We start from the raw sequence: 11,863 nt of genomic DNA, 5'->3' as shown, positions 1-11,863 counted from the left end.
GGGCGTCGCGCGGGGGGGGGGGTGGCGCGCCGCGCCGGGGGCGCCGCCCGGGCCCCCGCCCCACACCCGCCGGTGGGGTGGTTGGGCCCTGTGGGCAATCCAGCCCCGTCCGCGCCGACTACTCCGGCTTCAGGACGAACGAGGTTCGAGCCACCGGCATGCCGGGGGACTTGACCTCGACCACGTACGTGTCCGCCGCCGCCACCCCCGCCGGAGGCGCCTGGCACTGGGTCGCCTCGCTGAAGTGGCGGTCCCATTCCAGGGCCTGCTTGGTCTCGCCCTGCGAGGGCACCCGGTAGAACACGTTGCCCGCGCCCGTCGGGCAGTCCGCCGAGGACCAGACCGGCTTGGCGTTGCTGGCCTGAGTGATCGTCAGCACCGCCTGCTTCGGGCCGAGATCGACCTTGCAGGTCGTGCCCGAGACGTTGCGCGCGACGAGTTCGAGGCGCGGCTTCTCGCTCGCCTCGTACTCGTTCTTCACGCTCTTGACCTCCCACTGCAGCGCACCGGGCGCGCACGTGGGCACCGGCGAGTCCGCCGGGACGACCTGGCCCGCGCCGGTGCCGCCGGAGCCGTCCGCCCCGCCCTGGCCGGCGGTACCGGGCTCCGCGCCCGGTTCGCCGTTCTTGCCCGTGCCGGGGCTCGCACCGGGGTCGGAGCCCGTGCCGGTGCCGGAGCTCGTACCGCCGGAGCCGCCGGAGCCCGACTCGCCGCGCCCGCCCGGGGCCTGACTGATCGCCGGACCGGAGCCCGAGGGTCCGGGGGTGATTTGGGTGACGGGACCGGAGCCGCCCTGGCCCTTGCCGTTGGTACTCGACTTGCCCGCACCGGAACTGACGGTCCATACGGCGAGCATCGCGAGGAGCGCGGCAACGGACGCCAGCACGGCCCTCCGTCGCCAGTAGATGGAGGAGGGGAGCGGCCCGACCGGATTGCGCAGAGATCCCACGGACGGAACCTTACGAGAGTTCCCGGCGCGATCAGTGCCCCACATGCCGCGCACTCGCCTTGTTTTGCCGATGATCATCCCGCGGGGTGATCCGGGGCACCGGAAATCGGCCTGGAGACTGATGAAGACGTTATTCCGATTTAGGTACCTTCAGTCACCATGGACAGCTCCGGCCTCTACCTCGACGTGACCGATTTCGCCCACTCGACCCCCGCCTGGGTGCAATCGGCGTTCGAGTTCTGGACCGAGTACGGGCTGCTCGTCTTCGGCGCCCTCTTCATAGCCGTGTGGTGGCGATCACGCGGCGCCCGCGACCCCCGCACGGTGGCGCTCGCGGTACTCGCCCCCTTCGTCACCGCCCTGGCCTACGTCGCCTCCGAGCTGGTGAAGTCCAGCGTCGACGAGGAGCGCCCCTGCCGGGCCGTGGCCGGGGCGGCGGCCTCGCTGATCAAGTGCCCGGCCACCGGTGACTGGTCCTTCCCCAGCAATCACGCCACCATCGCGGGAGCCGCGGCCGTGGCTCTGGTGTTGGCAGGAGGGGCGGCGCGCGGCGCCTCGACGAGGGGCGGCGGTCGGGTGACGGGCGGGCGCAAGCTCGTGCTGCTGACCCTTCCGCCGGCCCTGCTGATGGCCTTCTCCCGCGTCTTCGTCGGCGTCCACTACCCGCACGACGTGGCCATGGGCCTGCTGCTCGGCGCGAGCCTCGCCGCGCTCGCCGTCCTCGCGCTCGCGGGCCCTGCGACCAGGGTCGTCGCCGCCGTGCGGACGAGCGGCGGCCGCACGGCCGTCCTGATCACCGGCGCGGACCCCGCCCGCTGACACCCGCCCCGGCCCGGCGCCGGGGATCGACACGACACCCCGCGGGCCCGAAACGTGCCAGGATGCCGTCTGCCATGACTGCAACCATTCCCACCACCGCGCTGCACTCCCCCGTCATCGCGTGGTTCGAAGCACACGCCCGCGACCTGCCCTGGCGCCGCCCCGAGGCCGGCCCCTGGGGGGTGATGGTCAGCGAGTTCATGCTCCAGCAGACCCCCGTCAACCGGGTCCTGCCGGTCTACGAGCAGTGGCTCGCCCGCTGGCCCCGGCCCGCCGACCTCGCCGCCGACGCCCCGGGCGAGGCCGTACGCGCCTGGGGGCGCCTCGGTTACCCGCGCCGGGCCCTGCGCCTGCACGGCGCGGCCGTCGCCATAACGGAGCGCCACGGGGGCGACGTACCCCGCGAGCACGCCCAGTTGCTGGCCCTGCCCGGGATCGGCGAGTACACGGCGGCCGCCGTGGCCTCCTTCGCGTACGGGCAGCGGCACGCGGTGCTCGACACGAACGTGCGCCGGGTCTTCGCGCGCACCGCGACCGGGGTCGAGTACCCGCCGAACGCCACGACGGCCGCCGAGCGGCGCCTGGCGCGGGCCCTGCTGCCCGAGGACGAGGACACCGCGGCCCGCTGGGCCGCGGCCTCCATGGAGCTCGGGGCACTGGTGTGCACGGCCAAGAGCCCGGACTGCGGGAGCTGTCCGGTGGCCGGGCTGTGCGCGTGGCGGCTGGCCGGGAAGCCCGCTCACGAGGGACCGCCGCGGCGCGGGCAGACGTACGCCGGGACGGACCGGCAGGTGCGCGGCAGGCTCCTCGCGGTGCTGCGCGAGGCGGTCGGCGCCGTGTCGCAGTCCCTCCTGGACACCGTCTGGGAGGAGCCCGTACAGCGGGCCCGCGCGCTCGACGGGCTGGTCTCGGACGGGCTCGTGGAGCCGCTGCCCGGCCTCATGTACCGCCTTCCGGCCGGCCCCGCGAAGGCCGGCCCCGACGCCTCGTCCGACGCCTCGTCCGACCCCTCCCCCGAAGCCCCCTGAGGCTGACTCAGGGATTCCGCTTGTCCGGGGAAACCGCAGCTCACGGGCGCTGTTACACAACCTATGGGTGTCCGTGCGCCCACCGAAGGCTGACCCGCACAGGGCCGTGACAACGCCTCCGTACCGTCGAATCCGTAAGGCAGCGGATGAGCGGTTGGTCGGAACGGAGGCGGTCTGAGATGGCGCACGGCGAGGTACTCGAATTCGAAGAGTACGTACGCACCCGGCAGGACGCGCTGCTGCGCAGTGCCCGTCGCCTGGTTCCGGACCCGACCGACGCACAGGACCTCCTGCAGACCGCGCTCGTCCGCACCTACGGCCGCTGGGACGGCATCGCCGACAAGTCCCTTGCCGACGCCTACCTGCGCCGTGTCATGATCAACACCCGCACCGAATGGTGGCGGGCCCGCAAGCTCGAAGAGGTTCCCACCGAGCAGCTCCCCGACGCCTCCGTCGAGGACGGCTCGGACCAGCGTGCCGACCGCGCCCTGCTGATGGACATCCTCAAGGTGCTCGCGCCCAAGCAGCGCAGTGTGGTGGTGCTGCGACACTGGGAGCAGATGAGCACCGAGGAGACGGCCGCGGCGCTCGGCATGTCGGCGGGTACCGTGAAGAGCACTCTGCACCGCGCACTGGCCCGGCTCCGGCAGGAACTGGAGAGCCGGGACCTGGACATGCGCGCACTGGAGCGCGGTGACCACACCATCCGGTACGAGGGGCGTGAGCGGTGCGCGGCCTGATTGGCCCAAGACTGAGCGGCAGGAGCTCGGTGGTACTGATGTCGGCGGGGACGATCGTCCTCGTCGGCACCGTGCTGTTCGCGGTCGGCTGCTCGACGGGGGGCACGGGGCTGCGGGACGGCGGCCCGGCCCGCACCGAGTCGGTGGCCAAGACCGCAGCCCCCTCCTCCGCACCCTCCGAACACGACACGGGCACCGCCGCCCCCGTCGTCCCGCAGGCCTCCGGCAAGCCGGCCGCCAAGGTCGACCCGATCGCCCTGATCAAGGCGGACCCCAAGATCAGTGCCGACATCAAACGGGACCTGAAGCCCTGCTCGGGCAAGGAGTACCCGGTGGACGTCAGCTACGGGAAGGTCACCGGCGGCCCGGAAGTCGACATCGTGGTCAACGTCCTGTCCTGCGCCGACGCGCTGGGCCGCGGTTCGTTCGTGTACCGCGCGGACGGGGCCTCGTACGAGAATGTCTTCTCGGACGAGCAGCCTCCCGTCTACGCCGAGATCGACCGGGGCGACCTGGTCGTCACCAAGCCGGTCTACGGGAAGAGCGACGCGCTCTCCTATCCCTCGGGCGAGGACCTGATCACGTACCGCTGGAACGGAGAGCGGTTCACCGAGCAGGACCGGGTCCACACCGACTACAGCAACGTGGTCGACGGCGGGACGCTCCCCGCCCCGGCCGTCAGCCCGAAGAGCTGAACATCCGAGAAGCCTGAGAAGCACCGAAGAGACACCGAAGCACCGAGTACCGAGGCGAGGCGAGGCTCCCGATGGCCGAGACCCATGTGCTGTTCGTGGAGGACGACGACGTCATCCGTGAGGCCACGACCCTGGCGCTGGAACGCGACGGGTTCGTGGTCACGGCCATGCCCGACGGGCTGTCCGGCCTGGAGTCCTTCCGGGCGGACCGGCCCGACATCGCGCTGCTCGACGTGATGGTGCCCGGGATGGACGGCGTGAGCCTGTGCCGCCGCATCCGCGACGAGTCCACCGTCCCCGTCATCATGCTGTCGGCGCGCGCCGACAGCATCGACGTGGTCCTGGGCCTGGAGGCGGGCGCCGACGACTACGTCACCAAGCCCTTCGACGGCTCCGTCCTCGTCGCCCGCATCCGCGCGGTGCTCCGGCGCTTCGGCCACGCCGGCGGCCCGCAGGGCGGGTCCGAGGACGACGCCTCCGGCGAGCGCGGGGTGCTGCTCTTCGGCGACCTGGAGGTCGACACGGAGGGCATGGAGGTGCGCAAGGCGGGCGCCTCGGTGGCACTGACCCCCACCGAGATGCGGCTGCTGCTGGAGTTCTCCACCTCTCCCGGCACCGTGCTCTCGCGCGACCGGCTGCTGGAGCGGGTCTGGGACTACGACTGGGGCGGCGACACCCGCGTCGTGGACGTCCACGTCCAGCGGCTGCGCACCAAGATCGGGCAGGACCGGATCGAAACGGTCCGGGGATTCGGATACAAGCTCAAGGCCTGATGCCTTGAGAGAACGAGCACGGGGGACGAGCGCGGGAATGAAATCTGAATGAAGCGGTTCACCCTGCGGACCGGGATCCGCTGGAAGATCACGCTCGCCATCGCGTCCGTGGGCGCGCTGACCGCCATCGCCCTGAGCCTGGTGGTGCACAGCGCTGCCCGTGCATCGATGCTGGAGAGCGCGCGCGAGGTGCAGCTCGACCGGGTGCAGTTCATTTCCCGCAACGCCGACGCCGGCCGCAAGCCCCCCATGGGCGCCAAGCTCAACGACCCGGACCTGCCAGGTGAGCTGCGCGAGAAGGCCCGGTCCGGGCGGCGCGGCACCTACGTCCAGGACACCCCGAACGGACCCGAAGTGTGGGCGGCCGTACCGCTCGGCAACGGGCAGGTGCTGTCGCTGCACACGCAGTTCCGGGAGAGCGCCAACATGGTGCGCGACCTGGACCGGGCCCTGGTCATCGGCGTCTTCCCCGTCGTGATCGGCGGGTCGGCGCTCGGCGTGCTGATCGGCGGCCAGATCTCGCGCCGGCTGCGCAAGGCCGCGGCCGCCGCGCAGCGCGTGGCGCACGGGGATCCCGAGGTACGGGTGCGGGACGCGGTCGGGGGCGTCGTACGCGACGAGACCGACGACCTCGCGCGGGCGGTCGACGCGATGGCGGACGCGCTCCAGCAGCGGCTGGAGGCGGAACGGCGGGTGACCGCCGATATCGCGCACGAACTGCGCACCCCCGTGACGGGCCTGCTCACGGCGGCGGAACTGCTGCCTCCGGGCCGGCCGACCGAGCTCGTACGGGACCGCGCGCAGGCGCTGCGTGCGCTGGTCGAAGACGTACTGGAGGTGGCCCGGCTGGACAGCGCGTCCGAGCGGGCCGAGCTCCAGGAGGTGGCACTGGGGGAGTTCGTGCAGCGCCGGGTGAACTCGCTGATGCCGGAGGCGAGCGTACGGATCGTCGCGGACGAGATCGTCAGCACCGATCCGCGCCGCCTGGAGCGGATCCTCGGCAACCTCCTCGCCAATGCCGCGCGGTACGGGCGGGCGCCGGTCCAGGTCGATGTCGAAGGCCGGGTCGTACGGGTCCGGGACCACGGGCCGGGCTTCCCCGAGGCCCTGCTCCGGGAGGGCCCGAGCCGCTTCCGGACCGGGTCCACGGACCGCGCCGGGGTCGGGCACGGGCTGGGGCTGACCATCGCGGAGGGGCAGGCGCGGGTGCTGGGCGCCCGGCTGACGTTCCGCAACGTGGCGGCCCCCGGCGGCTTCGTCCAGGGCGGCTCGGCGGCGGGCGCGGTGGCGGTGCTGTGGCTGCCGGAGCACGCGCCGACGGCGACGGGGAGCTTCCCGATCCTCCGCAGGGAGGGCTGAGCGGGAACCGAGCGGGATCGGTGCCGCATCGGCGGGATCGGTGCCGCATCGGCGGGATCGGTGTCGTATCGCGACCATCGGCTGTTCGAATGCGGACGTTGATGTTTTAGCATCCGAACCATGACTGACGGTACGGATCGCCCGCACAGCCCCCAGCCCGAGCCCGCCCCGGAGAGCGGCGGCTACGGGTTCCCGCCGGGCATACCCGCGCCGGGCGGCTACGGGTTCCCGCCCGGCCGGCCCGAACAGCACGAGCAGTACGAGCAGCACGACCAGCACACGCAGTACGACCAGCACGCGCCCGACGGCGGCTACGGCTACCCGCCCGGCCGGCCCGACCAGACCCCGCCGGGCGAGGGGCACGGCTACGGCTACCCGCAGGGCGGTGGCTACGGCTACCCGCCGGGCCCGCCCGCGGCCGGTACCTTCGGCCCCCCGATGCCGTTCCCCGAGGACTCCGGCCCGGCCGGACCGGCCGGACCGCCCGGACCCGGCCAGGGCCTGCCCGCCGTGTCCTTCGGCGATCAGCCGGACTGGGAGGCGATGGCCGACCGCTCGGATCGCGAGCGGCGCAAGAAGCGGCTGTGGATGGTGGGCGGAGCGGTGACCGTACTGCTGCTGCTCGCCGGCGGCGGAGCGTTCGTCCTGCTGAAGAACGACGAGCCGGGCGGGGGCGGCAAAAAGGACGTCGCCGACAACGCGCCCTCCGCGTCACCCTCCGCGTCCGGATCCCCCGACCCCGGCGCGTCCCCGTCGAAGTCCTACTCCCCCACGGTCGCGAGCGACCCCGCCCTGCTCCGCGACAGCGTCGGCAAGACCAACATCCGCATGGGCCCCGAGGCCACGGTGCCCAAGGTGGGCACGCACTACGAGCTCACCCTCACGGGCAGCCCGAACTCGTACGCCCAGTCCACCGAGCCGGCCGTGGACACGACGAAGAGCTTCTCCCTCTCGACGCGCGTCAGGAACACGTCCGCGGCGAAGGGCGCGCACATCATCGTGAGCCAGGGCACCGGGGAGACGTTCTCGTTCGAGCTGGGCTCCGACACGGTGAACAACAAGCAGGCCTGGGTGTTCCGCGTACGGACCACCGCGGAGGGCGCCACGCCCACGATGGTGACCGTGGCCGCCGAGGGGCACAAGACGGTCAAGGCCTGGACCGTGCTGACGGCCGTCCACGACGCCGAGAAGAAGATGATCTACCTCTACGTGGAGGGCAAGAAGATCGGCGAAGCAGCGGTCCCGGGGATCTGGCAGGGCTCGGGCCCCTTGCAGCTGGGCCGGGCCCGCCACCAGAACGCGTGGGCCGGTGCCTGGACGGGCTCCATGAACTACATCCGGTTCTACGGAGCGCCCTTCACCCCCGAGCAGGCCGCGGCCTACCGCAAGGGCGAACTGGACGCCGGCGCGCGCGGCACCGGGACCCACGCCTGGGTCACCGGCTGACCGGACGGCGGTCGATCGACCGACGGCTGATCAGATGGTGACGCCGACCGTCCGCAGGAAGGACACCGGGTTCACGGCCGAGCCGTAGTTCGGGGTGGTCCGGATCTCGAAGTGGAGGTGCGGGCCGCTCGAGTTGCCGGTGTTGCCGGAGAGGGCGATCTGCTCGCCCTTGGAGACCTTCTCGCCGATCTTGACCTGGAGCTTCGAGAGGTGCGCGTACTGGGAGTACGTGTTGTTCGCGTGCTTGATCACGATGGCGTTGCCGTAGGCCGGGCCGTCGCCGCCGCCGTTGGGGCCGGCCTTGACCACGGTGCCCGCGGAGACGGCGTCCACCGGGGTGCCGACCGGGACGGCGAAGTCCTGGCCGGAGTGCTTGTGCGACCACATGCTGCCGCCCTTGCCGAAGGTCGCGGAGAGCGTGTACTTCGACACCGGCTTCTCCCACAGGGCGGCCGGCTTCGCGGCGAGGGCCGCGGCCTGGGCGGCGGCCTGCTCGGAGACCAGCTGGACCGTGCCGGTCAGCTCGGCCTGGGGCACCTCGTCGGCGAAGGCGGCGCTCGTCCCGGCCCCGAGTGCCAGGGCCGCGCCCAGGGCGGTGGCGCCGATGGCGATACGGGTACGACGGGTGCTGACGCGCTTCGCGGACATGAAGGAGACCTCCGGGCCGGGGACGGGGACGGTGCTGCGGGTGCTGCGGGTGTTTCGAGTACTGCTGGTGCTGCTGGTGCTGCGGGTACTGCGGGTACTGCGGGTGCTTCGGGCAAGAAAGGACCCGGCACGCTGAGCGGGTGCCGGGCTTGCTTGCTCATCCTTGGTAACCCGGGCACCCCGGCTTCCCCAAACCTCCCCGTTACTACCCGGCCTCGTAGATGCGGAGGGGGCTGTCAGCCCTGTTGACCGCCTCCCCACTGGCCCAGCGGTGGGGCAAATCGGACGTCGATCTCTACGAATGCTCCTAGTAGGTCCGATTTGCCCTGTGCGGCTTGTCACCGGCCCGGGACCTCCGGCCGCCCCCCGTCGGGACCAAAGCCCTGCGACCCACGTCACGCCGGAGCTACGCTCCGCCTCGTGGACGCATCCGTGGTGGGGATCCGGTTGGCCTCGGGGGTCGTGACCCCCCTCGTGAAGAAGCTCTTCCGCGGGGAGGGGGCGGGCGCCGGCCTCGTCGACCGGCCCGTGCGGATCTCCTCGTACGTCTCCCTGCGCGAGCAGCGCGTACTGTCCCGGGACGACCTGCGTCGGCTCGCCGACAAGCTCGTCGCGGAGGCCTTACGGGCCCCCGGCGAACAGCCGCTGCCGCCGGGCGAGGAACCGGGCGTCGCGGCCGCGCTGGCCGTCACCCTGCACTGCCTCGGGGACCTGGCCCTGGAGGACGCCCAGGCGGTCGAGATGGGCGCGCGCGCCTTCGCCGCCGAACTGCGCAAGGCGGCGCCGGCCACGGGCCTGGGGCGGGACGCCGAGCTCTTCCACGACCGGCTGCTGGAAACCACCTGCCTGCACGTCCTGCACTTCTTCACGACCCGCTCCACCTACATCCCGGCGGCCCTGGTCGAGCAGGCCCGCCGCCAGGCCGAGGCGATCGCCAAGATCGACGCCCTGCTCGCGCGGATCCCCCGCCAGGACGGCAGGGACGCGGAGTTCGAGACCAGGTACCTGGCGTACCTCGCCCAACGGCACAGCACGCTGACGATCTTCGGGATCGACCTGCCGCCCGGCTCGGCACGCTGGCCGCTCGACGCCGCGTACGTGAGCCTCGAGGTGGTCTCCCCGAGCCCGGACCGGCCCCTCCACCGGCCCACGGCCCCGCAGTGGCTGCACGACGGCTCCCGCGCCTCGGACCCGAGGCTGCACGAGGGCCACCGCGTCCTGCTGCGCGGCGAGGCCGGCTCCGGCAAGACCACGCTGATCCAGCAGCTCGCCGTCTCCGCCGGCCGGGAGGAAGCCGCAGCCGACCTCGTCCCGTACGTACTGCCCCTTCGGACCCTGACCCGGCACGGCGAGCCGCTGCCCGCCGCCAAGGACTTCCTGGCCGCCACCGCGCTCAAGGGACAGTCCCCGGAGGGCTGGGAGGACCGGGTCCTGCGCGCGGGGCGCGGCCTGATCCTGGTCGACGGCATCGACGAGATCCCGGAGGCCGAGCGGGTCCGCGCCCGCGACTGGCTCGTCGACCTCTTCGCCGCCTACCCCCACAACCGGTGGCTGGTCACTTCCCGGCCCTCGGCGGTCCGCCACGACTGGCTCGCGGGCGAGCAGTTCACCGAGCTGGTCCTCGTCCCCATGAACCAGGCTGCGGTGGCAGCCTTCGTCACCCGCTGGCACGCGGCGGCCGAGGCGGGCGAGGACCTCCGCGACCAGTTGCTGGAATCCCTGGCCACCAAGCCGGAGCTGGCCCGGCTCGCCACCAATCCGCTGCTCTGCGGGCTGATCTGCGCCCTGCACCGCGAGCGGCGGGGCTTCCTGCCGTCGGGCCGCAAGGAGCTCTACACGGCCGCCCTGTCGATGCTGCTGCACCGCCGCGACCGCGAGCGGGACCTGCGTCTGCCGGAGTTGGCCGAGGAGCCGCAGCTCCAGCTCCTCCAGCGGCTCGCGCACTGGCTCATCCGCAACGGCCGCACCGAGATCGGCCGGGACCGGGCCACGGCCCTGATCGCCGCCGCCCTGCCCGCCGTACCGGCCGCGCAGGCACTGGGTGACGCCCCGGCCGTCCTACGGCACCTCCTGGACCGGACCGGCCTCCTGCGGGCCCCCACGGAGGACACCCTGGAGTTCGTCCACCGCACCTTCCAGGACTTCCTTGGCGCCCGGGCGGCCCTGGACGAGGGCAGCCTCGGCGAACTGACCCGGCACGCGGAGGACGACCAGTGGGAGGACGTCATCCGCATGGCCGTCGCCCAGGGCCGCCCCCTCGAACGCGCGGCGATCATCCGCGACCTGCTGGTCCGGGACACGGACCGGGCGGTCCTGCTGGCCCTCGCGTCGCTGGAGTACGCGGCCGAGCTGGAACCGGAGCTCCGCGAGGACGTCCGGAGGGCCGCCGGCCGTCTCATTCCGCCCGCGGACAAGAACGCCGCCGAAGCGCTCGGCCGGGTCGGGCCGCTCGTCCTGGACCTGCTGCCCCGCGGCGAGGACGCCCGGGGCGGCGATGCCCACCTTTCGGTGCGGGCGGCCATGGCGGCCGGATCCGAGGAAGCCGTCGGCTACCTCGCCGGATACTGCCGGCACCCCGACGAAAAGGTCCGGGAGCTGCTCGTCCGGGCATGGACGGCGTTCGACACCCGCCAGTACGCCGCCCAGGTGCTCGCGCACATGGAACCGCCGCCCAGCACCATCGTCGTCGACTCGGACGACAAGCTGGCGGCGCTGACCTCCTTCACCGGCCCGCCCGACCTGTACATCGACAACGGAGTCAGCCGGAAGGCCCTGACCGCCTTCCTGGCCCGTCAGCCGGTGGCCGGGCTGACCTTCTGGTACTTCGGCGGCGGCGCGGACATGGAATTCCTGCGCGGCCACACCTCACTGCGGCACCTCGTCGTCAACGGCTGGTCCGAGCTGCGGGACCTGGGTCCGCTGCAGGGACTTCCCCTGGAAGAGGTGTCCCTCTACCTCGGCGGCGACCTCCCCATCGCCCCGGCCATCGCCTCCTGGTCCCGGCTGCGCACGCTCACCCTGCACTCCAGGCCCGGTGCGTGGTCCTTCACCGACGTCTCCCCCGAAGCCCCGCTGGAAGAGATCGAGCTGGACGAAGCGGACCCGGACCTCGTCGGTCTGGGCCGGCTCACGGGCCTGCGGCGCCTGGAGCTCGGCCCTGCCTGGCGCCCCGGCGGTACGGCGGCGTGGGCGGAGCTCTCGTGCCTGAAGAACCTGCGGGAGATCGCCGTGTCCTGCGCCGTACTGGCCGGCCTCGCCGAGTTCGCGGACCTGCCCTCGCTGCGGACCGTGCTGTTCTACGACGGTGCCGAGCCGTGGGAGGACGGGATCGAGGAACGGCTGCTCCGCCGTTTCCCGCACGCGAAGCTGGAGATGGTGCCGCAGGTGTACGAGCAGTAAGACCGGC

Annotated in this window: 10 protein-coding genes; 8 read left to right on the top strand and 2 right to left on the bottom strand. The window is 72.6% G+C overall.

The genetic code is table 11. The features are described from left to right. Positions 1–118 precede the first annotated feature (118 nt). Positions 119–949 carry a hypothetical protein gene (locus ACFVX6_RS29450; RefSeq protein WP_389696521.1) on the bottom strand — a complete coding sequence of 277 codons (831 nt, stop codon included), beginning with the start codon at positions 947–949 and terminating at the stop codon, positions 119–121. Positions 950–1,108: 159 nt separating this feature from the next. On the opposite strand from ACFVX6_RS29450, the gene ACFVX6_RS29445 reads away from it, so the two are divergent. From ACFVX6_RS29445 to ACFVX6_RS29415, 7 genes are all read left to right on the top strand, one after another. After that, positions 1,109–1,768: a phosphatase PAP2 family protein gene (locus ACFVX6_RS29445; RefSeq protein WP_389696519.1), complete on the top strand. Its 660-nt coding sequence runs from the start codon at positions 1,109–1,111 to the stop codon at positions 1,766–1,768. Between the two features lie 74 nt (positions 1,769–1,842). After that, positions 1,843–2,796 carry an A/G-specific adenine glycosylase gene (locus ACFVX6_RS29440; RefSeq protein WP_389696517.1) on the top strand — a complete coding sequence of 318 codons (954 nt, stop codon included), beginning with the start codon at positions 1,843–1,845 and terminating at the stop codon, positions 2,794–2,796. 179 nt (positions 2,797–2,975) lie between these two features. Then, complete coding sequence (locus ACFVX6_RS29435; RefSeq protein WP_069920779.1) at positions 2,976–3,536, top strand: SigE family RNA polymerase sigma factor; 561 nt, start codon at positions 2,976–2,978, stop codon at positions 3,534–3,536. Positions 3,537–3,574: 38 nt separating this feature from the next. Then, positions 3,575–4,231, top strand: coding sequence for a hypothetical protein (locus tag ACFVX6_RS29430; protein ID WP_389696515.1), 657 nt, complete (start codon positions 3,575–3,577; stop codon positions 4,229–4,231). 71 nt (positions 4,232–4,302) lie between these two features. After that, positions 4,303–5,004, top strand: a complete 702-nt coding sequence (gene cseB, locus ACFVX6_RS29425) for a two-component system response regulator CseB (protein ID WP_389696513.1) — start codon at positions 4,303–4,305, stop codon at positions 5,002–5,004. Positions 5,005–5,052: 48 nt separating this feature from the next. After that, positions 5,053–6,363 (top strand): two-component system sensor histidine kinase CseC, encoded by a 1,311-nt coding sequence (cseC, locus tag ACFVX6_RS29420; RefSeq protein ID WP_389696511.1) that lies wholly within the window; start codon positions 5,053–5,055, stop codon positions 6,361–6,363. Between the two features lie 120 nt (positions 6,364–6,483). Further along, a complete protein-coding gene (locus ACFVX6_RS29415) occupies positions 6,484–7,809 on the top strand; it encodes a LamG-like jellyroll fold domain-containing protein (protein ID WP_389696509.1) in 1,326 nt (441 codons plus the stop codon). Positions 7,810–7,839: 30 nt separating this feature from the next. Here ACFVX6_RS29415 and ACFVX6_RS29410 read toward each other — a convergent pair whose 3' ends face one another. Then, positions 7,840–8,457 (bottom strand): M23 family metallopeptidase, encoded by a 618-nt coding sequence (locus tag ACFVX6_RS29410; RefSeq protein ID WP_389696507.1) that lies wholly within the window; start codon positions 8,455–8,457, stop codon positions 7,840–7,842. A gap of 420 nt (positions 8,458–8,877) precedes the next feature. Here ACFVX6_RS29410 and ACFVX6_RS29405 point away from each other — a divergent pair, with 420 nt between their 5' ends. Beyond that, entirely contained in the window at positions 8,878–11,856 is a 2,979-nt protein-coding gene (locus ACFVX6_RS29405; RefSeq protein ID WP_389696505.1) for an NACHT domain-containing protein, read from the top strand. Positions 11,857–11,863 lie beyond the last annotated feature (7 nt).

Origin of the sequence: Streptomyces sp. NPDC058289, from assembly GCF_042880975.1 — a bacterium.
Taxonomy (GTDB): domain Bacteria; phylum Actinomycetota; class Actinomycetes; order Streptomycetales; family Streptomycetaceae; genus Streptomyces; species Streptomyces stoeckheimensis.
Note: the sequence above shows the minus strand (reverse complement) of the source record. Positions and strands in the feature narration are given on the sequence as shown.